Below are 25,738 nucleotides of genomic sequence, written 5' to 3'. Positions count from 1 at the left end.
CATCACCCTGGTCAGCGCCCTCCTCTGGCTCAACCAAGATCCACCGGACACGCTCTAGGGCCAGTGCTACTTGCGGAGCAGAATCGCCGCTTCGCCGATGTAATCGTGCGTCGTGGGCCGAAGCGCCATTGGGTCGACGAACAGCAGAATCTCACCGTCGCCGAACTCCGCCACCGGGGCCATGTTGTAGGTGTTCGTGGGTGGCCGCTCGCTCTCCTCGTCCACCTCCCAGTCCCCGTTCTCGATGTGCTGGGCATCCACGACGAACTGCCCCGCTCTCGCCGATGTGTAGGCGCCGAGATCCCACACCTGATCACCGAAGGTGAGGGTCAGCTCGTCGATACCGGTTTCGTAGAGCTCGACCTTGGGGCCCGCGTTTCCGGCTCGGCAGGCGGTGATGCGGGCGACGGGCCGGTTGTAGTGCTCAACGATGACCGTTCCGCCGGTTCGGACGAAGTCGAGGACGTCGCGCATGTCGCGGCGGACTTCGTGGCTCTTCAGCCGTCTGGTCTCCATCTGGTCAGCATCTCAGGCTTGTACAAGTTGGGCAACTGGCACAACATCCATGCCCGTTCGGCATAGGTCTTGTACAACATAGAGAAGTTGTACAAGATGGAGCCATGACGACGCACACCACCGCCACCGCCGCCCAGCTCGCGCAGGTCACCATCGCCCTCACCACCCTCAGCACCGAAACCGGCACCGAACTCGCCCCCGCGCCGACGCCACCCGACGTCGCGACCATCCCGAACGCCGCCGCGATACCCACGGCGTCCGCCCCTCCCCAGCCGCAGCCCGTAGGCGCCGACGTCGCCGTCGGCCTGCTGACCGTCAAGGTCGTCAAAGTCGAGACGCTGGGCACGAACATCGGCACCGGAGCCACGCAGCAGACCGCCGCTGGGGCCTGGTGGGCCGTCATGCTGGCCGTGAAGAACACTGGCACCGCGACCACGGACTTCGCCGGAGCCGACCAAGCCGTCACGTCCGCAGGCACGACATACCGGCCAAACGCAATCGCGTCCGCCTTCTCCCTCAGCCCGCAGCAGGTTCCGATCTACGTACAGGTCGCCCCGGACCAAGAGGCACAGGTCACCCTCGCCTACGACCTCCCCGTAGGCACCGTGCCGGAGACGATCCTCCTGAAGAGCAGCGGCGGTGCAACGCCCATCGAGGCCCTCCTGAAGTAGCAGCTGACACCCCGGAGCATCATGACCACCCCTATCCCGGCCATCGGGTACGTCCGCGTCTCTCAGGAGCGCGAGGAGATGATCTCGCCGGAGATCCAGCGGAGCATCATCACCAGCTGGGCCATCGTGAACGGCCGCGAGATCGTCGACTGGATTGTCGACCTCGACACGACCGGCAGGAACTTCAAGCGCCGAGTCATGAACGCCATCGAGCGCGTCGAGGCCGGCGAAATCCGCGAGATCCTCGTCTGGCGGTACGACCGATGGGGCCGCAACACCCGCGACAGCCTTGCCAACATCGGGCGCGTCCGGGACAAGGGCGGCCAGGTCAGAAGCGCCACAGAGCCCTTCGACCCCGAGACCGCGATGGGCAAGTACTCCATCACCAACGCCCTCGCCATGGCCGAAATGCAGTCCGACTTTATCGGTGAGGGCTGGGCGAACATCCGAGCCCACCGCGAGGCGATCGGCCTGCCCGCCTTCGCCGGAGAACGCTGGGGCTACCGCCGAGTAGGCCGCATCCCCCACCCCATCGACCCCAACCACACCCTCCGCGACCCCACCACCCCCGAGGCATACCTCGTCACCTGGGACACCTGGGACCCGATCCGCCACGCTGACTGCTACACCCAATACGCCACCGGCACCTCCATGGGCGACCTCGTCCGCGCTCTAAAAGCCGACGGCATCCTTAACGCACACGGGCGTACCTGGAGCGAACAGGCCCTCACCATCGTCCTAGACTCCGGCTGGGCCGCCGGACTGCTCCGCAAACACCACCCCGACTGCCACTGCGGCAAGCCGCAGCAGTGCCGCCGCAGCCTCTACCTCCCCGGCGCCCACGAAGCCCTCATTGACCCCGACGTGTGGGACGCCTACCAGGACCGCCGCGGCATCGCCCGCACCCTCCACCCCAAGCGGATCGCCTCCGACTACGCCCTCTCCGGACACGTCCGGTGCGGCCTCTGCTCTTCCGCTATGGTCGCCCACACCCAAAACAGGGAGAAGGGCTACTGCTTCCGCTGCACCCGCTGGCGCGACTACCGCGATTGCCCCGGCGTCTGGCCCCTCCGCCGCCACCTCGAAGCCGCCGTCCTCGACGCGCTGCGCAGCTGGGACGGCGACATCTCCGCCCAGGCCGCCGTCACCGAAGCCACACGCCAGACCCGAGCGAACGCAGACCGCGCCGCAGCCGATGCGCAAGCCAGGATCGAGCGAGCCAACGGCGCGCTCTCCCGCCTCCTCGTCGACAAGGCCACCGACCCCGACATGCCCGCCGACGTCTACGACCTCGCCCGCAAACGCCTCCTCAAAGACCGCGCCGACGCCGAGGAAGACCTCGCCCTCGCCACCTCGACGACCAGCCAGCCCACCGAGACCGACTACGGCCCCCTCGTCGCAGGGCTCATCGCCGAATGGGAATTCCTGAGGCCCTCACCCAAACGCCAGCTGCTCAGCCAGATCCTCCGGCACGTCAAGGCCTACCCGACAGGGCCACGACAGCCAGCACGGATCGTCGTCACCCCCCTATGGGAGCCGTGCGACGACCCGTGCTGTGGGCCGACCGGGCAGTTCCGCAATCAGGCGGGATCGAGCGCCCTGGTGTAGAGCACGACGCCGTTCAGATCGATCAGCCGCACCGTCAGCACCTTCGTCCGGCCGTCCAGCGCGACGTGCCCGAAGAACTGCGCGCCCTCGGCCGGGGACGCGTTCGCCCGCGGACCGACCTTGATGAAGTCTTGTGCTGCGCCAAAGGTCGGGTCGAGGGTGTTGGGACCGAAGGTGCCGGCGTTGAGGGGGCCGGCGACGAACTCCCAGAAGGGCGTGAAGTCCTTGAAAACGGCGCGCTCAGGGGCGTAATGGTGGGCCGCGGTGTAGTGGACGTCGGCCGTGAGGAAGACGATGCCGGTGACGTCGTGGCGGTGGGCGTCGCGCAGGACGTCGGCGATCTCGCGTTCGCGGCCCTTGGGCAGGCCCGCGTCGACGTTGCCGACGCCCTCCTGGTCGACGGCGCCGTCGGGGACGATGAGGCCGATCGGGAGGTCGTTGGCGATGATCTTCCAGGTGGCGCGGGAGGCGCGCAGTTCGCGCTTCAGCCAGGCGGTCTGCTCGGGGCCGAGCAGGCCGGGGCCGTCGGTCTCCAGGTTCGCGGTGTTGGGGTTCTTGTAGGTCCGCATGTCCAGGACGAAGACGTCGAGGTCGGGGCCGTGGGAGATCTTGCGGTAGAGGGTCTTGCCGGGGGTGATCGGCATGTACTCGTGGGCGGCCTGGGAGGCGCGCGCGGCGAGGACGTCGACGCTCTTCTCGGTGTAGCGGACGTCGTCGAGGATCTGGCCGGGGTACCAGTTGTTGCGGACCTCGTGGTCGTCCCACTGGTAGACGATCGGGACCTGCGCGTTGAACGCCCGCACGTGCGCGTCCAGGAGGTTGTAGCGGAACTGGCCGCGGTACTCGGCGAGGGTCTCGGCGACCTTGGCCTTCTCCTCGGTCACGAGGTTCTTCCACGTGGTGCCGTCGGGGAGCGCGACGGTCTCGGCGAGGGGGCCGTCGGAGTAGACCCAGTCGCCGCTGCACAGGAAGAAGTCGGGGCGGGTCGCCGCCATCGCGGCGAAGATCCTGTAGCCGCCGAAGGCCTCGTTGATGCCCCAGCCCTGGCCGGCGAGGTCGCCCGCCCACACGAAGCTGACGTCCCCGCCCCGTTCGGGCGCGGTCCGGAACGAGCCGATCTCGGGCGCGGACTCGGCGCGGCCGTCGTCGAGCGTCACCCGGTAGTGGATGTCGCGTCCCGAGGGCAGGCCGGCGATGCGGACCTGGCCGGTGAGGTCGCTGCCAGGGGTGAGCCACGGGCCGCGGACGGTCCGGGAGCCGCGGAAGTCGGGGCGGGTCGCGTACTCGACGAACATGCGGGACGGGCGGTCGGCGCGGGTCCAGACGAGGGCGCGCCCGCCGGCGACGTCACCGGACTGCACGCCGTGGGTGATCGACGGGCGGACACGGGCCAGCGCGGGGGCGGCGAAGGCACCGGGGACGGCGAGCGCGCCGCCGGCCACGAGGCCGGTGCGCAGCAGGTCGCGGCGGGAGAAGGACATGTGCTGCTCCAAGACGGGTCGGGTTACGACCAAGATCGTGCTGTGGCCGTCGGTCCGGCGTGTGGCGAGCGGGTGAACCGGGGATGAGGCGCACGCGGAGGTCACGCGACACGAGGGGGAGCGCAATGCGGTGGAGGGTCGCGGCGGACGAGAGATGCGTGCCGACGGACCGGAGCTGTGTTCACGTGGACGACGCGGCCGCCGCGTCCGTCGGCACGGCCCGCGGCTGTGATGGCTGCGCGCGGGCCGGTACCCGCTGGGTGCACTTGCGAGAGTGCCTGACCTGCGGACATGTGGGCTGCTGCGACACCTCACCGATGGGGCACGCCCGGGCGCACTTCACCGCGCACGGGCACCCCCTCGTCCGCTCCGTCGAACCGGGGGAAGGGTGGGGCTGGTGCTTCCACGACGAGGTGCTTCTGGTCCCGTCCTGACGGCGGCGCTGGTGCTGCTGCTGACGGCGCAGGGCTGCGGGGAAAGGCCCGCTTCGCCGAACGCGCTCCAGGTGCTGAGGTCGCCCTCCCCGTCGGCGGTGCCGATCGACGCGGCGACCGCGGCGCGGCTCGACGACGCGGTCAAGGGCGTCCTGCGGGAGGCGAACGTCCCGGGCGTCATCGTGGGCTTCTGGCGGCCCGGCAGTGACCCGTACGTGCGGGCCTTCGGCGTCGCCGACAAGGACGAGAGCACGGCGATGAGCACCGACCTGCACATGCGGATCGGCAGCGTCACCAAGACCTTCACCGTGACCGCCCTGCTGAAGCTCGTCGACGACGGCCTGCTGGGCCTGGACGATCCGATCTCGGCCCATGTGAGCGGCGTCCCGAACGGGCGGAACATCACGCTCAGGCAGCTCGCCGAGATGCGCAGCGGCCTGTTCAACTACTCCGAGGACCCGCAGTGGGAGAAGGAGATGCTGGCGAACCCGAAGCGGCCCTGGACGCCCCGTGAGCTGCTCGACTTCAGCTTCGACCATCCGGCGCAGTTCGCGCCCGGCGAGCGCTTCCAGTACAGCAACACCAACACGGTCCTGCTCGGCCTCGCCGTCGAGAAGGCGTCCGGCAAAGACCTCCAGGACTACCTGACGACAGAGGTGATCGAGCCGGCGAGGCTGCAAGACACCGCCTTCCCCACCGACGCCGATTTCCCGGAACCGCACGCGCACGGGTACACCGCGCAGGACGACGGGAAGGTCGTCGACGCCACGGACTGGAACCCTTCGTGGGCGTGGGCCGCGGGCGCCATGACCTCCACCTTGGAGGACATGAGGAAGTGGGCGCCTGCGCTCGCCGAAGGCGCCCTCCTCAAGCCCGAGACGCAGGCGGAGCGGCTGAAGGCGCCCTCTTCAGGGGTCCCGGGGCTGCGGTACGGGCTGGGCATCTTCTACGACCACGGGTGGCTGGGCCACAACGGCTCGCTCCCCGGGTACCAGACGGTGGCCGTGCAGCTTCCCGAGGAGGACGCGACCCTCGTCGTCCTGGCCAACACCGACATCCCGCATGACGGGAACGAGGTGAGCACGCTGTTCGCCCAGGCCGTCACGTCGATCGTCACGCCCGCGCACGTGTACACGCTGCCGGCCTCGCCGACGGGCGCCGCGACCGCCACGCCGACGCCGGCCCCCGCGACACCCGCGCCGACGGCCACGCGGTCCTTCAACGGGTCGCCTACGCGGACGGCGACGCCGACCGCGACCCCGACCCGCACCCCGACCGCCTCCCCGTCGCCGGTGACCACGCCGCCACGCACGTTCCACACGCCCATTCCGGCGACCCCGCCCACCCCTGGAGGCTGAACGGGTGCCCGGGATGGGGAAGGCTGCGCCGCTCCTCGCCGTCCTGGGCCCGTCCTGGTTGGTTGCGCGATGCCCGACACGGGCGAGATGGCCTCCCGGGCGGAGGCGTTCACCGCGGCGGTGGCCGGGAAGGACGGTGCGGGGGCCTGCGCGCTGCTCGCCCCCGACACCGCCGAGAGCCTGGACACGGGAGGCGCGGGTTGCCCGGACGAGGTGGTGAAGCTGGCCGTGGGGCGGGGTCCGGCGACCGCCGTCGAGGGCTGAGGCGCTCCGGCGCGAAGCGGCGTCGGCCGGTCGCATAACGTGAAGAGATGAAGGAGTCCAAGGTCCCCGGGGTGACGGCGAAGATCATGGGCATTCTCGACGCGTTCGCGCCGGGCGACCACGCGCTGACGCTCACCGAGATCTGCCGGCGGACCGGGCTGCCCCTCGCGACCGGGCACCGGCTGATCGGCGAGCTGGCGGCCGGCGGGTTCCTGGAGCGCCGCGCGGACGGGTCGTACCGGGTGGGGCTCAGGCTGTGGCAGATCGCGGCGCGGGCGTCGTCGGCGACGGCGCTGCGGGAGCTCGCGCTGCCCTTCATGCAGGACCTCTACGCGGCGACCCACGAGAACGTGCAGCTGGCGATCCTCCGGGAGGGGCGGGCGCTCTACCTGGAGCGGATCCGGGGACCCCGGTCGGTGCCCATCGTCTCGCGGGCGGGCACGGAGCTGCCGCTGCACGCGACCGGCGTCGGGAAGATCTTCCTCGCGTACGGGCCGGAGACGCTCCTCGACCGGGTGATCGCGGACGGCCTCACGGCGCACACCCGCCGGACGATCACCGACGCCGCGCGGCTGCGCGCCGAGCTCGCCGAGATCAGGCGGGAGGGCTTCGCGGTGACCCGGGAGGAGATGACGCTCGGGTCCTGCTCGGTGGCCGCCCCGGTCCGCGACGCCCGGGGCGCCGTGGTGGCCGCGCTCTCCCTGGTCGCCCGGAGCGGCGCCGCCGACGTCCGGAGGCTCGCCCCCGCGGTCGTCGCCGAGGCGAGATCGCTTTCCCGCGACGTCGCGGCCCGCGGGACGTCGGAGATCCCCGCCGAATCGGTCCTGGGCTGACGGGATTTTGCCTTGGTCTTCCACTCAGCGGAAGATTCCGTCCGGTGTGGGGCGCGTCACTGGGAAAACTGGCCACTCGTGGGACTCAGCTCACACTTCTCCCCATCCCCCGAGAGGCCCTCATGAACAATCGGTCCGCACGCAAGGTGACGCTGCTGTGCTGGGCGGCGGTCCTGCTGGACGGCTTCGATCTCGTCGTGCTCGGCACCGTCCTGCCCGTCCTTCTCGGCGATGAGGTCTGGGGCCTGACGCCCGCGACGGCCACCACGATCACCACGACCAGCCTGATCGGCATGATGATCGGCGCCATCGCGGTCGGTCCGATCACCGACCGGATCGGCCGCCGGAAGGCCCTGATCGGCTCCATCGTGATCTTCTCGATCCTCACCCTGCTGTGCGCCTTCGCCCAGTCCGCGGTGATGTTCGGCGCGCTCCGCTTCCTCGCCGGGCTGGGCCTGGGCGGCTGCCTCCCGATCGCGCTCACCCTGGTCAACGAGTACTCCACCGGCGAGCGGCGCAGCCGCGCCACCACCCTGATCATGACCGGCTACCACGTCGGCGCCGTCCTGACGGCTCTGCTCGGCCTCGCGATCCTGCCGCATTGGCAGGCCATGTTCGTGGTCGGGGCGCTGCCCGCGCTCGTGCTCGTGCCCCTGATGGTCAAGCACCTGCCGGAGTCCGAGGCGTTCGAGCGCTCCAGCGGCGCCTCCGGCCTCGCGTCGGTCCGCGCCCTGTTCCGCGGGGGCCTCGCCCTGTCGACCCTCGCCTTCTGGGTCGCGTCCTTCATGGGCCTGCTGCTCGTCTACGGCCTCAACACCTGGCTGCCGACGATCATGCGTGAGGCGGGCTACCCGCTGGGCGCGTCCCTCGGCCTGCTGCTGACGCTCAACCTCGGCGCCATCGCCGGCCTGCTCGTCGCCGGGTTCGTCGCCGACCGGGTCGGCGTGCGCCCGGCCGTCCTCGCCTGGTTCGGCGGCGCGACGGTCTTCCTGGCGCTGCTGAGCATCAAGCTGCCCGGCGTCGCGCTCTACGGCGCGGTCTTCCTCACCGGCTGCTTCGTCTTCAGCGCCCAGGTGCTGGTCTACGCCTACGTCGCCTCGGTCTACCCCGACCAGGGCCGCGCCACCGCGATGGGCACCGCGGCCGGCGTCGGCCGCCTCGGCGCCATCACCGGGCCGATCCTCGGCGGGGCCATGGTCACCGCGGGCACCGCCTACCCGTGGGGCTTCTACGCCTTCGCGGTCGTCGGCGCGCTCGGCGCGGTCGCGGTCCTGGCCGTCCGCGCCAGGGCCGCCGCCATGGACCGCGTCGCGGCCTGACGGCTCAGGAGGCAGCGCGCACGGCGGCGTCGTGGAACGCGAGGGCGAGGGCCACCGCGGTCTCCACGACGCCGTCGAGGTCGTCGCCCAGGCGGCCTTCGGCCCACTGCCTGGCCAGCTCCGACATGGCGCCGGTGAACATCGTGGCGGCGACGACGAGGGCCGGCGGCGGATCGGGGACCCGGGTCATCTCGAGAAGGGCTTCCAGGAGCTCGGTCTGCGCGGCGCGGCGGCGCGCGGAGAGCACCTCGTCGCCGTGCGCCTCGGCGAACAGGATGCGGCCGCGCCGGGGGTCGGCGCTGAGGAAGCGCAGCACCGCGGTGACGCCCTTGCGGATGCGCGGCTCGGGCTGGGGGCCCGCGTCTTCCAGCGCGCTGAGAAGGGCCTCTCCCAGGGCCGTCGCCTCCCGGTCGTGGACGGCGGCCAGGAGCAGCGAGGTGTCGGTGAAGTTCTCGTAGAAGTAGCGGGTGTGCAGGCCCGCCTCGCGGCAGACCGCGCGGACGGTCAGCGCCGCCTCGCCCTCGTCGCCGAACAGCCGGAAGGCGGCCTGGACGAGCATGTCGCGCCGCTCGTCCCTGCGGCGCGCGACGGGCACGCCCGCCCAGCGCGTGGCCGCGCCGCCCCCTTGTGTCGCCATGAAGGCAGCCTACCAAGTCTGGACACAGGCGTACCCAGAAACCTATTCTGGTGACACTCGTAGCCACAAAATCCAGGGAGCACGGGATGTCCGTCGCCAACCCCATCGCCACCCGGTTCGACGCGGCCTTCGACGCGGAGATCCGGCGGAGATTCTTCCGCGGCCTCGACTTCGCCGAACCCAAGGGCGACCCCGGCTGGTTCGGGCCCGACAGCGCCGTCTGGTACGTGCACTCCCACCTGCCGACGCTCGTCCTCGGCCTCGTCGCCGCCGCCTACATCGAAGGCCTCGACCCGAGCATCAGCTGGATGGGACACGACCACTCCAGGCTCGTCGAGCGCGTCGACGGCAAGGCCACCGGCGGGATCGACCCCGAAGGGGCCGCGGTGCGCCTCGGCCACTCCGTGTCGTTCTTCGTCGGCACCGCCTACGGGACCACCGCGACCGCCGAGAAGCTCGCCAAGACCGTCCGGGCGATGCACCACACCGTCAAGGGGGTCCGCCCCGACGGGCTGCCTTACGACGCCGACGACCCCGACTGGCTGCGGTGGAACTACGCGACCGTCGTCTGGGGCCTCGCCACCGCGCACGAGCGGTACCACGCCAAGCCGCTGCGCGGAAAAGAGCTCGACCGGTACTACGGCGAGTTCGTCCGCGTCGGAGAGGCCCTCGGAGGCACCGACCTGCCTACGACCAAGGCGGAGACGCTCGAATGCCTGGAGTCGTACCTGCCTAAGCTCGCGCTCACGCCCATCAAGGCGTTCCAGACGGGACCGAACGTCGAAGGCAACGGGATCCCTCCGTGGGCCCCCGGCAGCGCCTTCATGGACTGGGCCGCCCGGGACCTCCTTCCGCGCTGGGCCCAGAAGCTCTGCCTGTACCGGCCGCCCAACCGCGTCGAGCTGAAGTTCAAGCGCGGCGCGCTGTGGCTCGCGCTGAACGGACTGCACGAGGCGGCCGGACCCATCCGCGAGTTCCGGGAGGCCAAGGAACGCGTCGCCGGCGGGATCACCAGGGAACCGGTCGTCTCGACCGCGCCCCTTGAGGCCGACCCCTTCCGCAGCAGGGAAGAGGTCGAGGCGGGCATCTGACGCGGCGCCCGGCCGTCGCGGCGTGGAGCCGCGACGGCCGGGCGCCGCAGACGTCGGCCTGACGCGGCCGACGGACCCGTTCGTTTGCGTCAGGCCGTCACGACGAGGTTGCTGGCCCGCATGGCCTCGACGATCGACGCCGGGGCCTTCGCGGTGGAGCCCGCGTCATAGGGCGGCTGCGGGTCGTACTCGACGACGAGCTGGATCGACTCGGCCACCCGGTCGCCCGCGAGGACCCCGGCGAGCCGCAGCGCCAGGTCGATACCGGCCGAGACGCCCGCGGCCGTGGCGTACTTGCCGTCCAGCACGACCCGGTCGGCGACGGCGACGGCGCCGAACGCCTCGAGCAACTCCATGCAGATCCAGTGGGACGTCGCGCGGCGCCCGTCGAGGAGGCCCGCGGCGGCCAGCAGCAGGGAGCCGGAGCAGACCGACGCCGCCCAGGTCGCGCCCGCGTCGGCGCGGCGGATCCAGTCGAGCAGCGCCGCGTCGTTGAGCGCCTCCGCGGTGCCCGGCCCGCCGGGGACGAGGAAGACGTCCGGGGACGGCACCTCCCCGAAGGAGGCGTCCGCGGTGAGGGCGAGGCTGCCCATGTCCGTCCGTACCGGGCCCGGCCGGGTCGCGGTGAAGACGACCTCCGTGTCGGGGATGCGCGACAGGATCTCGTAGGGGCCGACGGCGTCGAGGGCCGTGAAGCCCTCGTAGAGCGGGATGGCTACCTGCATCAGGTTCCTCCGGTCGGGTGAGGGTGGAAGCGGCGGCGGTACTCCAAGGGCGGCACGTGGAGCGCGCGCAGGAACGCGCGCCGCATCGCCTCGGGAGTGCCGTACCCGCAGGCACGCGCTATCTGCGCGATGCCTTGGTCGGTGTCCTCCAGCAGGCGCCGGGCCGCCTCGACCCGGACGCCTTCGACGTACCGGCCGGGCGTCATGCCGACCTCGGCGGCGAACGCGCGGGCGAAGTGCCGGGGGGACAGCGCGCAGCGCCGGGCGAGCGCGTCGACCGACAGGTCCTCGCCCGGATGCTCGTCGATCCAGCGCTGCACGTCGCGCAGCGGGCGGCGGGCCGCGGTCTGGGCCGCGAGCTGGGTGCTGAACTGGGCCTGGTCGCCCGGTCTGCGCAGGAACACCACGAGATGGCGGGCGGCGAGCAGGGCGAGGTCGCGGCCGAGGTCCTCCTCGACGAGCGCGAGTGCGAGGTCGATGCCCGTGGTGACGCCCGCCGACGTCGCGACGCGCCCGTCCCGGACATAGATCGGGTCGGGATCGACCCGCACGTTCGGGTAGCGGTGCGCCAGCGTGGCGCAGTACGCCCAGTGGGTGGTCGCGCGGCGTCCGTCGAGCAGCCCGGCCTCGGCGAGCAGGAACGCGCCCGTGCACACCGACACCACGCGCTCCGCCCCTTCGGCCAGCGCGCGGACGCGCGCCACGAGGGCGGGCTGCGGACGCGCCGTGCCCGCGCCGCCCGGCACGACGAGCGTGTGCGGGGCACCGGCCCGGGCGAGGTCGGTGTCCGGGAGCAGACGCAGGCCCGAGGAGGTCCGGACGGCATGGCCGCCCGGCGCGGCGGTCGTGACCGCGTACGCGTCGGGGACGGCTTCGGCCGCCCCCTGGAAGACCTCCAGGGGACCGGTGACGTCGAGGCTCTGCACCCCGTCGAACAGGACGATGAGGACGCCGCGTGCTCCCATGCCGCCAGCCTCGCAGCGGAGCCCGAAGGCGGCAATGACGGATACCCCACCTTTCCTGCCATCGTCGCGCGCCGTGTCCGCGCGGTTCCCGAAAATGTCGTACTCCGCTCGTAGCCTGGAACGGTGAGCATGAACGGCAGGTACGCGAGGATCACGGCGCGCAAACTCGGGGCCGCCATCGTCGACGAGAAGTGGGCGCGCGGGTACGTCGAGGCGCTGGAGCAGGCGGAGGGCGAGGCGCCTCCGCCCGTGGCGCGCGCCCGCACGCTGAGCGTGGCCTGGGCCTGGCAGGCGCTGGCGTTCCTGCTGTCCCGCGCGGCCTTCCCCGTCGACCTCGTGCACGGCGGCAAGGAGTTCGCCGCCGAAGGCTGGGGCCACGGCCCGCCCCGCTACCTGGAGCCCGACGAAGTCGCCGAGGCCGCCCTGGCCCTGGCCGACACTCCCTTCGCCGCCCTTACCGAAGGCCTCTCCCCAGCCGACCTCGCCGCCGCCGACCTCTACCCATCGGGCAAGTGGTCCTCCCCCGACGCCCTGACCGAGGTCCAATCCTTCTACGAACCCCTCCGCACCTTCGTCCGCGCCGCCGCCCGAGAACGCGAAGCCCTCCTCCTCTGGATCGACTGACCCCCAACGGCCTCGCCGCCCCCTCCGCGCGGAGGGGCTCAACCGGGGATCCGCGCTCGCCCGAGCTCCGTGGCGATGCCGAGCCGTCCTGCTCCACCGGGTTCGGCACACCACCTCCAAGGCCCTCCCACGCCTGTGGTGGGCGGTCGCTGCGTCGCTCGCGCGCCCAAGCGTGTCGGTTGACTGGTCAAGGAGCACGCGCGTGCCGCGGAAGGAGCCCGAGCCGGGGACCGTGGTCCGGCGGTCGGTCATTGCGCCGGCTCGGGCTGGCCCTGGCGTGTCGGTCGGTGCTCGATGACACGCGCGCAGCTCGGCAGGGGGCCGTGGTGGGGTGGTCGCTTCGTCGTCATGCCGAGGGGCGCATGCTTGTGTCGGCGCGCTCCTTCCGGGCTCTGCGAGCGGCGGGGAGCGGGGTGAGGGCGGTCAGGCGCTGGAGGGCGGCGGTGGTGGATTCGGGGGTGGCGGGCAGCAGGGGGAGGCGGACGGCAGGGGTCGGGATGCGGCCCTGGGCGGCGAGGACGGACTTGACGACGACGGGGTTCGGTTCGGCGAAGAGGACGTCGGAGAGGAGGGCGAGTTCGTGGCCGAGGGCACGGGCCTCCGGCAAGCGGGAGGCGTGCCAGAGGTCGAGGAGGCGGGCGAAGCGGGCCGTCTCCACATGGGCGGAGGCGAGGATCGCGCCCGACGCGCCCAAGGCGAGCATCGGGGAGGTGAAGCGGTCGTCTCCGGCGAGGACCGCGGTCCGTTCGGGGCGTCCGGCCATGAAGGTGATCGCGGTGTCGTCGATGCCGCCGCCGGCGTACTTGAACCCGGCGACGTTCGGGAGGGCGGCCAGCCTGAGCAGGGTGCGGGCGCTCAGCGGGCGGGCGGTCCGGTAGGGGATGTGGTAGATGATCAGTGGGACGGGCGCGTGAGCGGCGAGCTCCGTGAAGTGGGCGACCACGCCGTCCTCCGAAGGGCGCACGAAGGCCGGGACCGGCACCATCGCCGCGGCCGCGCGGTGATCGAGCGCGGCGAGGGCGTCGCGGGCCGCGGCCGTCGAGGCGCTCTCGACGCCGACGGTCAGGGGCGTCGCGCGTTCCGCGCAGACGGCGGCGCAGATCTCCACGACCCTGGCGCGCTCCCTTCCGGTGAGGGACGCGGCCTCGGCCGTCGTACCGAGCGCGACGAGGCCCGCCGCCCCGTCGTCGAGGGCCGTGTGGGCGAGCCCCTCCAGGGCGTCCTCCGCGAGCGCGCCCGCGGAGGTGAACGGCGTGATGAGCGGAAGGTGCAGACCGGTGAACGTCATGGATCGAGGATCGCGCCGACTGATTCTTCAGGTCCAGTTAGGCTTTCTCGCGTTGAGCATAAGCTGGGCTGATGCTCGATGTGCGCAAGCTGCGTCTGCTGCGGGAACTGGCCCGGCGCGGCACGATCGCGGCGGTCGCCGAGGCGCTGTCCTACACGCCCTCGGCCGTCTCCCAGCAGCTCGCGGCGTTGGAGCGCGAGGCAGGGGTGCCGCTGCTGGAGCGGACCGGGCGCCGGGTCGAGCTGACCCCCGCGGCGCGGCGGCTCGCGGTCCGCACCGAGACCGTCCTCGCGGTGCTCGCCGAGGCTGAGGCGGAACTTGCCGCGTCGCGCGCGGGGCTCACCGGGATCCTGCGGATCGGCGCGTTCCCCACGGCCGTGCGCACGGTGCTCTCGCCCGCGCTGGTGCGGCTCAGCGGTGCGCATCCCGGGATCGAGCTGCGTGTCAGCGAACTCGATCCGGCGGCGGTGCCCGACGCGCTGCGGGCCGACGCGATCGACGTCGCGCTCGTCCAGGAGTACGACTTCACGGCGTCGCCCGACGATCCCGCGCTGGAGACCGAACCGCTGCTGGAGGAGACCGTGCACCTCGCCGCGCTGTCCGCGGGGCCGCCGCGCGCCCACCGCGACGCGCCGTGGATCGCGGGCACGCCCGGGACGCTCTGCCACACGATGACGGTCCGCGCCTGCGAGGCGGACGGCTTCGTTCCGCGGATCCGCCACCACGCCGACGATTTCGGCACCGTCCTCGCCCTCGTGGCCGCAGGCCAGGGCGTCGCCCTCGTCCCCGACCTCGCCCTGGCCGACCCGCCTCCACCTGTCGTCCTCACCCCCCTCACCACCCGCCGCCGCACCCGCATCGCCTACCGCCGAGGCACCGCGCACCACCCCCTCATCGCCGCCGCCCGAACCGCCCTCCACGCCGCCCAGCCCTCCTGAGGGCCCGGGGCCCGCTCGGACCTCTGGCCGCTGCATCCCTGCCGCCCAAGACCCGGAGGGTCCGGTGTGTTCGAACCTTCGGGTGCGGTGGGATCGCCATCCGGGCGAAGGGTGCGCTCGGGCCGTCGGCCTCTCCGGTTCCGAGGGAGGGCGGGCCGTCTCCCCGTCCGGTCGGGCTGTTCGGGTTCGTGGATGTGGGGGTGTGGGGCGGGGTGGATGGGGGTGGCTGTTAATGCAAATAGGACGGAACGGGTTTCGTTGATCATTTCGGGCGAGGGAATTACGATCGCGGTGGAAGTTGCAAGGTTTTTTCGCGGGCCGGAGGGTGCCAGGTGTCAGATGTGGGGTCGGCGAAGTGCCCTTATGATGGGTCGCCGCGATATCCGTTCGACGGCGGGGAGCCGACGGAATACCTGAACGAGGTCTATTTCGACCTCGGGCCGGGGGTCTGGCCGATCTGGATGAACCTGGCCGATCGGCCGGCGTTCCTCGTCAACGGGCACGCCCTCCTGGTCGAGGTCCTCACCCGCCCGGACGACTTCCTGCAGCCCGTGCAGCCGATCCCCGGCGTCGTCCCGCTCCAGGGCACCATGCTGGCGATGCACGGCAAGGAGCACCTGCGGGTGCGCAGGCCGGCCGCGCGGCAGTTCGGGCGGGCGGAGGTCGAGCGGCGGCGCGCCCGGGTCCGCGAGCTCGTCGACGCGCGCCTCGCCGCCTTCGCCGGCCGGGAGCGCTTCGACCTCGTCGCGGACTTCGCGACGCCGCTGACCCTCCAGGTGCTGGGGGAGTCCCTCGGCGTGCCGAAGGAGGACCTGCCCCTGTTCGTCGGCTGGGGCGACAGGTTCCTGAACTTCTCCGACCCTCTCGACGCGCGCGCCGCAGTCCAGGAGATGTGCGCCCACATCGGCGGCCTCCTGGACAAGCGGCGGGGCGACGAGCCGCGCGACGACGTCCTGTCGGCCTACGCGGGCGCGCAGGGCGGCGACGTGACGACGGCGGAGGCCGTCATGGTCGGCGCGAACATCATTTCCGGAGGCTGGGAGACCACCACCACCGCGCTCACCGCGATGGTCCTGCACGTGCTGACCCACGGCCCGGTCCCGGGACGCACCCACTGGGAGGCGCTCCGCGAGGACCCCGCGCTGATCCCGGGCGCCGTCCAGGAGCTGCTGCGCACGAGGCCCGCCAGCGGCGACGACGGCCCGCCGCGGATCGCCGCCCGCGACCTCGTCCTCGACGGGGTCGAGATCCCCGAGGGCAGCGTCCTCGTCCTCGGCAAGTACGGCGCGAGCTCCGACCCCGGTGTCTTCCCCGAGCCCCGCACCGTCGACTTCGCGCGTCCGAACGCCCGCGACCACCTGGCGTTCGGCGCGGGCCCGCACATCTGCCTGGGCAAGTGGCTCGCCATCGTCGTCCTCGAGGAGTCTCTCTCCGCCCTCCTGGCCCGCTTCCCGGACCTGCGTCTCACCGGCGACCCGCTCACCTGGCGCAAGCGCTCCGGCGCCCGCCGCCCCGAGCAGCTCTGGCTGCACCCCGCCTGACGCCCCCCGCCCGAAAAATCAACACCTGCGGCATTTGTCACTCTCCTTACGTTTGTCAAATCCGATAGGTGCTCGGGAAACCACCCTGCGAAAGGCCCGCTGCTAGAACACGAAAAATGTGCCGCCGTGCCTCCGACCCGACCCGGAGCCGCGGCGGCAATGTTCTTCGCATTAAGGCGCCCGGCTCAAGTGCTCCCACGGGCCAGACAGACCACAGGCGGTGAGCGGCTGAGGGGGGCGCGCTGTCGGGTGGATGCCCGGGTCGAGCGGTCGGCAGGTGAGCGCCTGTCGGGCGGGCCAGGCCCGGTGCGCGCCGCGGGCGGGTCCGCCCAGGGTGGAGCTCGCGGCGTCGGCCGGTTCGTGGCGTGCGGTTCGTGGCGTGCGGTTCGTGGCGTGCGGGGCGGGCGGCTTGGCGGAAAGGGCGGCGGAGATCGTCCTGGCGCGGGATGCTTCGGGTGCGGAGCACGAGTTCTTGGAGAGACGATGAAGGCAGTGCGGTATCACGGTTATGGCGACGCCGACGTGCTGGTGCACGAGGAGGCCGAGCGGCCGTCGGTCGGGTGCGGGCAGGTGCTGGTGCGGGTCGCGGCCACCTCGTTCAACCCGGTCGACGCCCAGATCCGGGCCGGTCTGCTCCAGCAGGCCTACGCCCTGGAACTGCCGCACACCCCCGGCATCGACGTCGCGGGCACCGTCGCGGAGCTGGGCGAGGACGTCACGGGCTGGGCGGAGGACGACGCGGTGATCGCGTTCCTGCCGCTCGGGAAGCCCGGCGCGTCGGCGGAGTACGTGCTCGTCCCGGCGGAGCTGCTGACGGCCGCCCCGACCTCGATCGCCCTCGCCGACGCGGCGGCGATCCCCGCGCCCGGCGTGACGGCCTGGCAGGCGCTGTTCGAGCACGCGTCCCTGGTGCCGGGCCAGACCGTCCTGGTGAACGGGGCGGGCGGTGCCGTCGGCGGGTACGCGGTGCAGCTCGCCGCCCGCGCGGGGGCCGTCGTCACCGCGACGGCGGGCTCGGCGAGCGCCGCGCGGCTCACCGGGTTCGGCGCGGCCCACCTCCTGGACTACGCCGAGGCGCCCGTCGCCGAGTCGGCGGAGCGGTACGACGTCGTGCTGAACCTGGTGCCGACCGGGCCCGCGGAGTCCGCGGCGCTCACCGCGCTGGTCGCCGACGACGGCGTCCTGGTCAGCGCGACGACGCCCGCGCCCGAGGACGCGGCGCGCGGCGTGCGCGCCCTGCGCATGTTCGCCCGCTCCGACGCCGCCCAGCTCGGCGCGCTCGTCGCCCGGATCGACGCGGGCGAGCTGACCGTCGACGTCGCGGCCCGCCGCCCCCTCGCCGACCTGCCCGCCCTCCACGCCGAATACGCCGACGGCGTCCGGTCGGGCCGCACCGTCATCACCGTCCCCTGACCCCGGGCGGCCCGGCGGACCCTGTCCGCCGGGCCGCTCCCGTGTGCGCGGGCTCCCGCTGGGGGAGGGGTGAAGGGGGCGGATGGGGGCATCCGCGGGGAGCGAGGGCACGGTGGGGGTCGACGCGATCGTCATCGAGGGCGTGCGGGTGTTCGACGGGGTCGGCGACGGCCTCAGCGGCCCGCGGGACGTGTGCGTCGAGGGGCGCAGGATCGTCGAGCGGGTGAGCGCGCCCGATCCGCTGCGGATCGCCGGGGGCGGCCGGGTCCTGATGCCGGGCCTGACGGACGCGCACGTGCACCTGTACGCCGCGGCGAGCACGATCCCGAGCCTGATGTTCGGCGGTGACGGCGTCGGCTACTACAACGCGCTCGCCGAGGCGGGCCGGATGCTGATGCGCGGGTTCACCACGGTCCGCGACATGGCCGGAGACGTGAGCGCGCTAAGGCAGGTCCTCGATGCCGGCCTCTTCCCTGGCCCGCGCATCTACCCGAGCCAGGCGGCGCTCTCCCAGACGGCGGGACACGGGGACTTCTCCGCGGTCCACGACGACGCGACGGTCTTCTGTGGGAAGCCTTCACGCGCCGAGGAGATCGGCTTCATGCGCGTCGCCGACGGCCGCGACAGGGTCCTCGCCGCGGTCCGGGAGCAGCTCAAGAAGGGCGCGACCCAGATCAAGATCATGGCCGGGGGCGGCGTGACCTCGTTCCACGACCCCCTCGACGTCGTCCAGTTCACCGACGAGGAGATGAGAGCCGCCGTCGAGGCCGCCGCAGACTGGGGCACCTACGTAGCCGCGCACGTCTACAACGACACGGGCATCCGTCGCGCCGTCGCCGCGGGGATCCGCTCGATCGAGCACGGCCACCTCGCGGGCAGCGCGGAGACCATCGCGCTGCTGGCCGAGCACGACGTGTGGCTGAGCACGCAGCCGTTCACCGAGGACTCGGTGTCGCGGGCGGAGCCGGACGCGCTCGCCAAGCACAAGCAGGTGTGCGACGGCGTGGCCCGGACGTACGAGTGGGCGCGCGCCTGCGGGACGAAGATCGCGTTCGGGACGGATCTGCTGCTCGATCCGCGCAGGAGCGCCAGGCAGAGCGAGATGTTCACCCTCCTGTCGAGCCGTTTCGGGTTCAGCCCGGTCGAGGCGCTGCGGATGGCGACGTCCGGCAACGCGGAGCTGTTCCGGCTCTCCGGCGAACGCGACCCCTACAAGGAGGCCCGGCTCGGCGTCATCGAGCCGGGCGCATGGGCCGACCTCCTCATCGTGGAGGGCGACCCCACCCGCGACCTAGGCCTCTTCACCGACCCCGACCGAAACCTCACCCTGATCGTCAAAGACGGCCACATCTACAAGAACACCCTACCCACCCCTTCCTGACCCGGCCTTCAGCAAGGAGCGCCTCCACCGCCCCGGAGAACGGGCCCTGCGCGGACGCGACTCGACGCGGCGCGGCCAGGAGGGGGTCAGGTGGGGAGGGCGGGGGTGGGGCGGGGGGTGCCTTCCAGGGAGTGGATGAAGGATTCGACCATGGTCAGGGTTTCGGTGTGGCCTGTGGAGAAGCCGAGGGCCTCTTCCATGAGGACGACGCGGGAGATGGCGGTGAGGAGGACGATCATGACGGTGGGGGGGAACTTGTCGGTGGGGAGGTCGTAGCGGGTGAGGACGGTGGACAGGGCGGCGGTCTGGGCGGCGCGGAAGCGCTCGGAGTAGGCGGCGATCTCGGCGCGGATCGCCTCGCTGCGGCTGGCGAGGCCGACGAAGGCCATGGTGATGCCGACGCCGTGCGGGTCGGTGCTGAACCGCCAGAGGGCCCAGAGGGGCTGGGGGGAGGCGAGGGCGGCGGCCTGGGCGGCGAGGCCGTCGTCGGCGCGGCGGCGGAAGACGGCGAGGACGAGATCGTCCATCGTGCGGAAGTAGTAGTGCACCAGCTGGGGTTTGAGCCCGGCCTTCGCCGCCACCTTGCGCGAGCTGATCGCGGTGTGCCCTTCCTCGAGCAGCAGCAGTTCGGCCGCGTCGAGGAGGAGCCTCCGGTTCTTCGCCTCGGGCGCACCCATGCGGCGCGGCGATGTCATGGCGTGACCTCCCGTACGTCCACCCGGATGATCTTCCGGGCAGTGCGCGACCATCGTAATGGGACTTCACCTGCTCTTCCGTCCGGAACGATCTCATCATGCTGGGCATCCGCTCAGCAATGCTAGGCGTATGCCCAGCATCGGCCGCGTCACCCGGAGTGACACCGGACCCGGGGAGCGGGGTCGGCGAAGATGATCTTTTTCCACCGCGGGCACCCCGTGCGCATCTAGAATCGCGAATCGCCGCAAGATCGACTTCTGTGCGTCGGTCGCTCACCCCCCGGAGACCCCATGAAACGCGCCTTCGCCGTCCTGCTGCCCGCCGTCCTCGTGGTGCCGCTCACCGGGACCCCCGCGACGGCCGCCGCGGAGTTCTGGAAGCTGCATCGCAAGAACGGGGGTTGGCCGCTCGTGAGCGTCGAGTCGTTCGGCAAGGCCAACACCTGGTTCTACGGCGACCAGTGGTCGCCCGGGACGCCGGTCCCCGTCTGGCGCTGGAACGGCAAGAGCGTGGTCAAGACGAAGCTCCCGGTGAAGTTCCAGGGGGCGGTCCACGACATGGACTTCGCCTCGCGCAAGAGCGGATGGGCCGTCGGATCCGTGCTGACCGACAACGGGAAGTCCCAGGTGGCCGTCATGCGCTGGAACGGCAAGACGTGGCGGATGTCCCGCAGCGCCTCCCTCGATGGCTTCCCGGACGACGCGCGGATCAAGGCGTTGAGCGGCGGACGCGCGGTCGTCACCGGTCTCCTGAGCAAGAGCGGGAAGCCGCTGGAGTGGCGTTTCAGCGGCGGGAAGTGGAAGCAGGTCGTCGCCAAGGTCGCGCTGCGGGGCCTGTCGGGAAACTACGCCATCGGCGTGTACGAGGACGGGTACGGCCTCGCCCGCCTGTCCGGCGGGACGTGGAAGCGGGTCGAGATCGCCGGCGTGCCCGCGGTCGGCGAGGACGACTTCATGATCCTCGACCGGGTGGACGCCCCCTCCGCGAAGGACGTCTGGGTCACCGCCGCGGTCGCGACCGTCGACGGCTCCAGCCCCACCTACGTGCTGCACTGGAACGGCAAGAAGTGGACCCGGTCGACGGTGCCGCTGTCCGCCAAGGCCAGCATCATCGACATCGCCGCCGATGGTCGCGGCGGCCTCCTGATCAGCGCGGAGACCGCGGAGAACGCCCAGTCCTCCACGGGCATCAAACCCCGGCTCCTGCACCTGCTCCCGTCGGGCGCGTGGAAGACCGAGCCGACCAAGGTCTACGCTCCCGGCCTGGCCCTGGTGCCCGGCACGAAGTCGGTGTGGGCGGTCGGCGTCCGGGCGGCCAAGACGTGGGGCATCTTCACCCGGGGCGGCGCCAAGTAGGGGGTGGGCCGCCGGGGCGGGCGAACCCCGACGCGGGAGGAAGAGTCCGATGTGGCATGACGAAGCACAGATGGACACTCGCCCTGGCGGCGCTCCTCCTCGGCACGGGCTGCTCCCTGATCCCGCTGCCCGACGGGGTCACCCTCGAACCGGTCGACATCAAGGTCACCGGGGAGTACGACTTCGAGGTCGACGAGGCGAACGTGCGGTGCGACCCGCCCTACGAGGGAACCACCTCCTACGGGGCGACGATCTGGGAGGACAGGCAGCCGTACTACACGCTGTCCGTCGCGGAGAAGGACGGCGTCCTGTCGGTCTACATGGCAGTGCACCGCAACGACCGGCCGTCGGAGGCCGGCGACTTCGAAGGCGTGTCCGCGCAGGGTCTGACGTTCGACGCGACGGCCCGCCGGGCCACCGTCGACGCCGATCTCGTCGCCTCCACCCCGAAGCGCGAGCGGATCCACGTCGTCGCCGAGATCACCTGCCCCTGACCCCCTGCGCGCGTACCCCCGCTCCCACACCCCTCGGCACATGGGGCATTGACACATGAACCTCATTCGGATTCCCTCTTGGGCATGGCCTACGACATCGTCATTCGCGGCGCGCGCTGGTTCGACGGGACGGGCGGGCCATCGGCCGTCCGGGACCTCGGGATCTCCGGCGGGCGCCTCGCGGCGGTCTCCGCCGAGCCGCTCGACGCCGAAGGCGCGCGGGTCATCGAGGCAGTCGGCAAGTGGGTGATGCCTGGCTTCATCGACATCCACACCCATTACGACGCCGAAGTGCTCTCCGGGCCGGGCCTGGGGGAGTCGCTGCGGCACGGGGTGACGACCGTCGTCTTCGGCTCCTGCTCCCTGTCGACCGTCCACGTCGACCCCCTGGACGCCGCCGACCTCTTCAGCCGGGTCGAGGCGGTGCCGCGCGAGCACGTCCTACGGTCGCTGGAGGAGCGCGGCGGCTGGAAGGACGCCGCCGGATACCTCGCCGCCCTGGAGGAGCTGCCTCTCGGCCCGAACGTGACGGCCTTCCTCGGCCACTCCGATCTGCGCGCCGCCGTCATGGGCCTCGGCCGCGCGACGGACAAGGCGGTCGAACCCTCCGCCGAGGAACTCCGCAAGATGGAACTCCTCCTCGTCGACGCACTCAAGGCCGGCATGCTCGGCCTGTCCGAGATGCGCAACCCGTGGGACAAGCTCGACGGCGAGCGCTACCGCTCCCGCACCCTCCCCTCGACGTTCGCGGGCCGGGCCGAGCGGCGCAGGCTGCACCGGATCGTGCGGAGCGCGGGCCGCGTCCTGCAGTCGATCCCGAACCTCGTCTACCCCTACGAGCTGGTGCCGGCCCTGCTGGAGTCGATCGGCAGGGGCCGCAGGAAGCCGCTGAAGACGAGTTTCCTGACGGCCGCGGACGTCAAGGCCAACCCTGCCGCGATGCACCTGATGGGCCCGCTGGCCCGGCTGGTGAACCGGCTCGGCGCGGACTTCCGCTGGCAGCACCTGCCCGTCCCGTTCCAGGTGCACGCCGACGGGATCGACCTCGTCGTCTTCGAGGAGTTCGGCTCCGGCGCGGCGGCCCTGCACCTGAAGGACGAGGTCGAGCGCAACGCCCTCCTCCAGGACGAGGAGTACAGGCGCCGCTTCCGGCGGGACTACGAGAACAAGTGGACGCCGCGCGTCTGGCACCGCGACTTCTACGACGCCCACATCGTCGCCTGCCCTGACGAGTCCGTCGTGGGCAAGACCTTCGGACAGGTCGGCGACGAGCGCGGCATCCACCCCGTCGACGCGTTCCTCGACCTCGTGGTCGAGCACGGCCCCAAGGTCCGCTGGCACACGACGATCTCCAACCACCGGCCCGCCGCGCTGAACAAGCTGAGCAGCCTGCCGGAGGTCCAGATGGGCTTCTCCGACGCGGGCGCGCACCTGCGGAACATGGCCTTCTACAACTTCGGCCTGCGCCTGCTGCGCCGCGCCCACCGCGAGGGCTTCATGCCGGTCGAGAGGGCCGTGCATCGCCTGACGGGCGAGCTCGGCGCCTGGTACGGCATCGACGCGGGCTTCCTGCGCGAAGGCGACCGCGCCGACCTCGTCATCGTCGATCCCGCCGCCCTGGACGCCCGCCTCGACGAGGTCCACGAGGCCCCGGCCGACGCCTACGACGGCCTCGTCCGCATGGTCAACCGCAACGACGATGCGGTCACGGCGGTCCTCGTCGCCGGCACCGAACTCTACGGAGAAGGCGCCTTCACCCCCGACTTCGGCACCCGCCGCACCGGCCGCTTCCTGCGCGCCGGCGAGCCCGCCGGCACCGTCGACCCCGCCACCCTCCCCGCCCGCCTCGCCTGACGCCCGAGCCCGTCGAACGGCCGGTCGGGGGAGCCGGGTGGCCGGGCGGACGGCGCAGAAGGGATCATGGGGGCGGGAGGTGAGGGTGTTGGCGGATCAGCATCGGTTGCGGGGGCTGCTGCCCAAGCGGCTGGGGGCCGGCGGGGCGGGGGCGGGGCGGGCTCCGGAGCGGGACATGGATCCCGAGGCCCGGGAGGAGGACCGGCCGCCGGTCGAGCACAGCCTCGTCGACACCGCCCTGTACTTCGGGGGGCGGCGGACCGACTCGCCGCCGACGCTCGCCGACACGTTCCAGCGGCTCCAGGAGCGGCCGGGGACCGTCGCCTGGATCGGGCTGTACCGGCCCGCGGACTCCCAGCTGCTCACCCTCGCCGAGCGGTTCGGGCTGCACGAGCTCGCGGTCGAGGACGCGATCGTCGCGCACCAGCGGCCCAAGCTGGAGCGGTACGGCGAGACCCTGTTCGCGGTATTGCGCGCCGCCCGCTACGTCGAGTCCGAGGAGGAGGTCGACTTCGGCGAGCTGCACGTGTTCGTCGGGCCGAACTTCGTCGTGACGGTCCGGCACAGCGAGGCGCCCGACCTGTCCGTCGTGCGCCGCCGCATGGAGGACGACCCGGAGCTGCTGCGGCTCGGCCCCGAGGCGATCCTCTACGCCGTCATGGACGCCGTCGTCGACGGGTACGCGCCCGTCGTCGCCGGGCTGCAGAACGACATCGACGAGATCGAGACCGAGGTCTTCCGCCTGGAGCCCGGCGTGTCACGGCGCATCTACGAGCTGTCCCGCGAGGTCGTGGAGTTCCAGCGCGCCACCCGGCCGCTGCTGCGGATGCTGGAGAACCTGTCGGCAGGGTTCGCCAAGTACGGCACCGACGAGGAGCTCCAGCGCTACCTGCGCGACGTCGCCGACCACGCCACGATCGTCGCCGAGCGCGTCGACGGGTTCCGCCAGAACCTCAGCGACATCCTCACCGTCAACGCCACCCTCGTCACCCAGGCGCAGAACGAGGAGATGCGCAACCTGGCCCTGGCCAACACCGCGCAGAACGAGGAGATCAAGAAGATCTCGTCCTGGGCGGCGATCCTCTTCGCGCCGACCCTCATCGGCACCGTCTACGGCATGAACTTCGACCACATGCCCGAGCTGCACTGGAACTTCGGCTACCCGTTCGCCCTGTGCCTCATGGCCGCCACCTGCGTCACCCTCTATCTGCTGTTCAAACGCCGCGACTGGCTCTAGCGGACCTCAGCGGGCGCGCAGCCCGCCGACGGCGGGTCCGAGGACGCGCGCGCTGGGCGCAGACCACCTCGGCACCAGCCGGATCACGTCCTCGACGCCGGTGCCCGTCTGACGGCCGTCCCTGCCTATGACCGATCGGTCAACTCTGACCGATCGGTCGGCAGGGGTGATCCGGGGTCAGGTCCGCGGGGTCGTCAGGGTGGCGGTGACGCCGCCGTCGACCAGGAGGTCGGTGCCCGAGACGAAGGTGGAGTCGGGGCCGAGGAGGAACGCCGCCGCGGCGGCGATGTCCTCGGGGGTGCCGACGCGTCCGGCGTTCGAGCCGTCGATCATCTGCCGCATGTGCGCGCCGCTCTCGCCGGACAGCTCCTGCATGCCCATCGGGGTGGCGATGACGCCGGGGCTGATCGAGTTGACCCGCGCGCCCCGGCGGCCCCACACCCCGTTCGCCGCGCGCACCCGCAGGTGGTTGGCGTGCTTGGCGAAGACGTAGGCGAAGCCGCTGTTGCCGGCGAACTTCGCGGGGTCGGCGACGGGCAGGGCCGGCAGGTCGTCGGCGGGGGCCGTCGCGAGCTGCGCGATCTCCTCGGGCGCCAGGCCGGACATGTGGTAGCCGGCCATGCTGGAGATCACCAGCCCGGCCGCGCCGCGCGCGACGACCTCGCCGAACTCCTCGAGGACGAGCGCGACGCCCAGGAGGTCCACCGCGAGGATCGCCTCGACCGGGGCCTGGACGGGGGACAGGCCCGCGGTGTGCACGACCTTGGCGATGTCGCCGAGGCCCGCCGCGGTCTTCGCCAGGGCGGCGACGGACGCGCGGGACGTCACGTCGACGATCTGGGAGGTGACCCGCTGGCCTTCGCCGGACAGCCGGGCGGCGGCGGCCTCCAGGACCTCCGCGCTGAAGTCGGCGAGGAGGAGGTGCGCGCCCGAGCCGACACGCCGGGCGATGGCCTCGCCCATGCCTCCGGTGCCGATGACGACTACGACCTGGTCGGCCATGATTGCTTCCCTT

At 71.9% G+C, this 25,738-nt stretch carries 25 protein-coding genes; 17 read left to right on the top strand and 8 right to left on the bottom strand.

Annotated features, from left to right (window positions below; all coding sequences use genetic code 11):
- Positions 1-66 precede the first annotated feature (66 nt).
- Entirely contained in the window at positions 67-516 is a 450-nt protein-coding gene (locus tag ACYVOM_RS17065; protein WP_460304358.1) for a hypothetical protein, read from the bottom strand.
- Between the two features lie 104 nt (positions 517-620).
- Between ACYVOM_RS17065 and ACYVOM_RS17060 the strand changes: the two genes are divergently transcribed.
- Together ACYVOM_RS17060 and ACYVOM_RS17055 are read left to right on the top strand one after the other, a co-directional pair.
- The gene (locus ACYVOM_RS17060) at positions 621-1,187 is read left to right on the top strand and encodes a DUF4352 domain-containing protein (protein ID WP_460304357.1); all 567 of its coding nucleotides are present in this window, start codon (positions 621-623) and stop codon (positions 1,185-1,187) included.
- 21 nt (positions 1,188-1,208) lie between these two features.
- A complete protein-coding gene (locus tag ACYVOM_RS17055) occupies positions 1,209-2,795 on the top strand; it encodes a recombinase family protein (protein ID WP_460304356.1) in 1,587 nt (528 codons plus the stop codon).
- Here ACYVOM_RS17055 and ACYVOM_RS17050 read toward each other — a convergent pair.
- Positions 2,768-4,276, bottom strand: a complete 1,509-nt coding sequence (locus ACYVOM_RS17050) for an alkaline phosphatase D family protein (protein ID WP_460304355.1) — start codon at positions 4,274-4,276, stop codon at positions 2,768-2,770. The two genes, ACYVOM_RS17055 and ACYVOM_RS17050, sit on opposite strands and share 28 nt — an antisense overlap.
- A gap of 83 nt (positions 4,277-4,359) precedes the next feature.
- On the opposite strand from ACYVOM_RS17050, the gene ACYVOM_RS17045 reads away from it, so the two are divergent.
- From ACYVOM_RS17045 to ACYVOM_RS17025, 5 genes are all read left to right on the top strand, one after another.
- Positions 4,360-4,710, top strand: a complete 351-nt coding sequence (locus ACYVOM_RS17045) for a UBP-type zinc finger domain-containing protein (RefSeq protein ID WP_460304354.1) — start codon at positions 4,360-4,362, stop codon at positions 4,708-4,710.
- Entirely contained in the window at positions 4,674-6,068 is a 1,395-nt protein-coding gene (locus tag ACYVOM_RS17040) for a serine hydrolase domain-containing protein (protein ID WP_460304353.1), read from the top strand. Before ACYVOM_RS17045 ends, ACYVOM_RS17040 begins: the two co-directional genes overlap by 37 nt.
- 69 nt (positions 6,069-6,137) lie before the next feature.
- The gene (locus tag ACYVOM_RS17035; RefSeq protein ID WP_460304352.1) at positions 6,138-6,332 is read left to right on the top strand and encodes a hypothetical protein; all 195 of its coding nucleotides are present in this window, start codon (positions 6,138-6,140) and stop codon (positions 6,330-6,332) included.
- Between the two features lie 47 nt (positions 6,333-6,379).
- Complete coding sequence (locus tag ACYVOM_RS17030; RefSeq protein ID WP_460304351.1) at positions 6,380-7,165, top strand: IclR family transcriptional regulator; 786 nt, start codon at positions 6,380-6,382, stop codon at positions 7,163-7,165.
- Between the two features lie 122 nt (positions 7,166-7,287).
- Positions 7,288-8,484: an MFS transporter gene (locus ACYVOM_RS17025; RefSeq protein ID WP_460304350.1), complete on the top strand. Its 1,197-nt coding sequence runs from the start codon at positions 7,288-7,290 to the stop codon at positions 8,482-8,484.
- Between the two features lie 4 nt (positions 8,485-8,488).
- Here the strand turns inward: ACYVOM_RS17025 and ACYVOM_RS17020 are convergent, their stop codons facing one another.
- On the bottom strand, positions 8,489-9,121 hold the full coding sequence (locus ACYVOM_RS17020) for a TetR/AcrR family transcriptional regulator (RefSeq protein WP_460304349.1): 633 nt from the start codon (positions 9,119-9,121) through the stop codon (positions 8,489-8,491).
- Between the two features lie 86 nt (positions 9,122-9,207).
- Between ACYVOM_RS17020 and ACYVOM_RS17015 the strand changes: the two genes are divergently transcribed.
- Positions 9,208-10,212 carry an oxygenase MpaB family protein gene (locus ACYVOM_RS17015; protein ID WP_460304348.1) on the top strand — a complete coding sequence of 335 codons (1,005 nt, stop codon included), beginning with the start codon at positions 9,208-9,210 and terminating at the stop codon, positions 10,210-10,212.
- A gap of 89 nt (positions 10,213-10,301) precedes the next feature.
- Here ACYVOM_RS17015 and ACYVOM_RS17010 read toward each other — a convergent pair whose 3' ends face one another.
- Both ACYVOM_RS17010 and ACYVOM_RS17005 read right to left on the bottom strand, forming a co-directional pair.
- Entirely contained in the window at positions 10,302-10,937 is a 636-nt protein-coding gene (locus ACYVOM_RS17010; protein WP_460304347.1) for a DJ-1/PfpI family protein, read from the bottom strand.
- The gene (locus ACYVOM_RS17005; RefSeq protein ID WP_460304346.1) at positions 10,937-11,902 is read right to left on the bottom strand and encodes a GlxA family transcriptional regulator; all 966 of its coding nucleotides are present in this window, start codon (positions 11,900-11,902) and stop codon (positions 10,937-10,939) included. The genes ACYVOM_RS17010 and ACYVOM_RS17005 overlap by 1 nt, the downstream gene beginning before the upstream one ends.
- A 129-nt stretch (positions 11,903-12,031) precedes the next feature.
- Between ACYVOM_RS17005 and ACYVOM_RS17000 the strand changes: the two genes are divergently transcribed.
- Positions 12,032-12,526: a DUF1877 family protein gene (locus ACYVOM_RS17000; RefSeq protein WP_460304372.1), complete on the top strand. Its 495-nt coding sequence runs from the start codon at positions 12,032-12,034 to the stop codon at positions 12,524-12,526.
- A 346-nt stretch (positions 12,527-12,872) separates the two neighbouring features.
- On the opposite strand, the gene ACYVOM_RS16995 is transcribed toward ACYVOM_RS17000, so the two are convergent.
- Entirely contained in the window at positions 12,873-13,814 is a 942-nt protein-coding gene (locus tag ACYVOM_RS16995) for a dihydrodipicolinate synthase family protein (RefSeq protein ID WP_460304345.1), read from the bottom strand.
- 71 nt (positions 13,815-13,885) lie between these two features.
- Here ACYVOM_RS16995 and ACYVOM_RS16990 point away from each other — a divergent pair, with 71 nt between their 5' ends.
- From ACYVOM_RS16990 to ACYVOM_RS16975, 4 genes are all read left to right on the top strand, one after another.
- Positions 13,886-14,752, top strand: coding sequence for a LysR family transcriptional regulator (locus ACYVOM_RS16990; protein WP_460304344.1), 867 nt, complete (start codon positions 13,886-13,888; stop codon positions 14,750-14,752).
- 332 nt (positions 14,753-15,084) lie between these two features.
- The gene (locus ACYVOM_RS16985) at positions 15,085-16,293 is read left to right on the top strand and encodes a cytochrome P450 (RefSeq protein ID WP_460304343.1); all 1,209 of its coding nucleotides are present in this window, start codon (positions 15,085-15,087) and stop codon (positions 16,291-16,293) included.
- Between the two features lie 483 nt (positions 16,294-16,776).
- Entirely contained in the window at positions 16,777-17,706 is a 930-nt protein-coding gene (locus tag ACYVOM_RS16980) for an NADP-dependent oxidoreductase (RefSeq protein WP_460304342.1), read from the top strand.
- Positions 17,707-17,788: 82 nt separating this feature from the next.
- On the top strand, positions 17,789-19,087 hold the full coding sequence (locus ACYVOM_RS16975) for a metal-dependent hydrolase family protein (protein ID WP_460304341.1): 1,299 nt from the start codon (positions 17,789-17,791) through the stop codon (positions 19,085-19,087).
- An 86-nt stretch (positions 19,088-19,173) separates the two neighbouring features.
- Here ACYVOM_RS16975 and ACYVOM_RS16970 read toward each other — a convergent pair whose 3' ends face one another.
- Positions 19,174-19,782 carry a TetR family transcriptional regulator gene (locus ACYVOM_RS16970; RefSeq protein ID WP_460304340.1) on the bottom strand — a complete coding sequence of 203 codons (609 nt, stop codon included), beginning with the start codon at positions 19,780-19,782 and terminating at the stop codon, positions 19,174-19,176.
- A 291-nt stretch (positions 19,783-20,073) separates the two neighbouring features.
- Between ACYVOM_RS16970 and ACYVOM_RS16965 the strand changes: the two genes are divergently transcribed.
- The 4 genes from ACYVOM_RS16965 to ACYVOM_RS16950 all read left to right on the top strand — a co-directional run bounded on the left by ACYVOM_RS16965 (position 20,074) and on the right by ACYVOM_RS16950 (position 24,723).
- Positions 20,074-21,138, top strand: a complete 1,065-nt coding sequence (locus ACYVOM_RS16965; RefSeq protein ID WP_460304339.1) for a hypothetical protein — start codon at positions 20,074-20,076, stop codon at positions 21,136-21,138.
- A 56-nt stretch (positions 21,139-21,194) separates the two neighbouring features.
- Positions 21,195-21,632 carry a hypothetical protein gene (locus ACYVOM_RS16960; RefSeq protein ID WP_460304338.1) on the top strand — a complete coding sequence of 146 codons (438 nt, stop codon included), beginning with the start codon at positions 21,195-21,197 and terminating at the stop codon, positions 21,630-21,632.
- A gap of 84 nt (positions 21,633-21,716) precedes the next feature.
- On the top strand, positions 21,717-23,486 hold the full coding sequence (locus tag ACYVOM_RS16955) for an N-acyl-D-amino-acid deacylase family protein (RefSeq protein WP_460304337.1): 1,770 nt from the start codon (positions 21,717-21,719) through the stop codon (positions 23,484-23,486).
- A gap of 88 nt (positions 23,487-23,574) precedes the next feature.
- Positions 23,575-24,723 (top strand): magnesium and cobalt transport protein CorA, encoded by a 1,149-nt coding sequence (locus tag ACYVOM_RS16950; RefSeq protein ID WP_460304336.1) that lies wholly within the window; start codon positions 23,575-23,577, stop codon positions 24,721-24,723.
- Positions 24,724-24,900: 177 nt separating this feature from the next.
- Here ACYVOM_RS16950 and ACYVOM_RS16945 read toward each other — a convergent pair whose 3' ends face one another.
- Positions 24,901-25,725: an SDR family oxidoreductase gene (locus ACYVOM_RS16945; protein WP_460304335.1), complete on the bottom strand. Its 825-nt coding sequence runs from the start codon at positions 25,723-25,725 to the stop codon at positions 24,901-24,903.
- Between the last annotated feature and the right edge of the window lie 13 nt (positions 25,726-25,738).

It is taken from the genome of Actinocorallia aurea, assembly GCF_054783995.1.
This window is presented reverse-complemented; position numbering and strand designations above follow the sequence as displayed.

Excerpts from the sequence above, each read along its gene's own strand:
- ACYVOM_RS17065 (WP_460304358.1), bottom strand. The coding sequence starts at position 516 with ATGGAGACCAGACGGCTGAAGAGCCACGAAGTCCGCCGCGACATGCGC.
- ACYVOM_RS17060 (WP_460304357.1), top strand. The coding sequence starts at position 621 with ATGACGACGCACACCACCGCCACCGCCGCCCAGCTCGCGCAGGTCACC.
- ACYVOM_RS17055 (WP_460304356.1), top strand. The coding sequence starts at position 1,209 with ATGACCACCCCTATCCCGGCCATCGGGTACGTCCGCGTCTCTCAGGAG.
- ACYVOM_RS17050 (WP_460304355.1), bottom strand. The coding sequence starts at position 4,276 with ATGTCCTTCTCCCGCCGCGACCTGCTGCGCACCGGCCTCGTGGCCGGC.
- ACYVOM_RS17045 (WP_460304354.1), top strand. The coding sequence starts at position 4,360 with ATGAGGCGCACGCGGAGGTCACGCGACACGAGGGGGAGCGCAATGCGG.
- ACYVOM_RS17035 (WP_460304352.1), top strand. The coding sequence starts at position 6,138 with ATGCCCGACACGGGCGAGATGGCCTCCCGGGCGGAGGCGTTCACCGCG.
- ACYVOM_RS17030 (WP_460304351.1), top strand. The coding sequence starts at position 6,380 with ATGAAGGAGTCCAAGGTCCCCGGGGTGACGGCGAAGATCATGGGCATT.
- ACYVOM_RS17025 (WP_460304350.1), top strand. The coding sequence starts at position 7,288 with ATGAACAATCGGTCCGCACGCAAGGTGACGCTGCTGTGCTGGGCGGCG.
- ACYVOM_RS17020 (WP_460304349.1), bottom strand. The coding sequence starts at position 9,121 with ATGGCGACACAAGGGGGCGGCGCGGCCACGCGCTGGGCGGGCGTGCCC.
- ACYVOM_RS17015 (WP_460304348.1), top strand. The coding sequence starts at position 9,208 with ATGTCCGTCGCCAACCCCATCGCCACCCGGTTCGACGCGGCCTTCGAC.
- ACYVOM_RS17010 (WP_460304347.1), bottom strand. The coding sequence starts at position 10,937 with ATGCAGGTAGCCATCCCGCTCTACGAGGGCTTCACGGCCCTCGACGCC.
- ACYVOM_RS17005 (WP_460304346.1), bottom strand. The coding sequence starts at position 11,902 with ATGGGAGCACGCGGCGTCCTCATCGTCCTGTTCGACGGGGTGCAGAGC.
- ACYVOM_RS17000 (WP_460304372.1), top strand. The coding sequence starts at position 12,032 with ATGAACGGCAGGTACGCGAGGATCACGGCGCGCAAACTCGGGGCCGCC.
- ACYVOM_RS16995 (WP_460304345.1), bottom strand. The coding sequence starts at position 13,814 with ATGACGTTCACCGGTCTGCACCTTCCGCTCATCACGCCGTTCACCTCC.
- ACYVOM_RS16990 (WP_460304344.1), top strand. The coding sequence starts at position 13,886 with ATGCTCGATGTGCGCAAGCTGCGTCTGCTGCGGGAACTGGCCCGGCGC.
- ACYVOM_RS16980 (WP_460304342.1), top strand. The coding sequence starts at position 16,777 with ATGAAGGCAGTGCGGTATCACGGTTATGGCGACGCCGACGTGCTGGTG.
- ACYVOM_RS16975 (WP_460304341.1), top strand. The coding sequence starts at position 17,789 with ATGGGGGCATCCGCGGGGAGCGAGGGCACGGTGGGGGTCGACGCGATC.
- ACYVOM_RS16970 (WP_460304340.1), bottom strand. The coding sequence starts at position 19,782 with ATGACATCGCCGCGCCGCATGGGTGCGCCCGAGGCGAAGAACCGGAGG.
- ACYVOM_RS16965 (WP_460304339.1), top strand. The coding sequence starts at position 20,074 with ATGAAACGCGCCTTCGCCGTCCTGCTGCCCGCCGTCCTCGTGGTGCCG.
- ACYVOM_RS16960 (WP_460304338.1), top strand. The coding sequence starts at position 21,195 with ATGACGAAGCACAGATGGACACTCGCCCTGGCGGCGCTCCTCCTCGGC.
- ACYVOM_RS16955 (WP_460304337.1), top strand. The coding sequence starts at position 21,717 with ATGGCCTACGACATCGTCATTCGCGGCGCGCGCTGGTTCGACGGGACG.
- ACYVOM_RS16945 (WP_460304335.1), bottom strand. The coding sequence starts at position 25,725 with ATGGCCGACCAGGTCGTAGTCGTCATCGGCACCGGAGGCATGGGCGAG.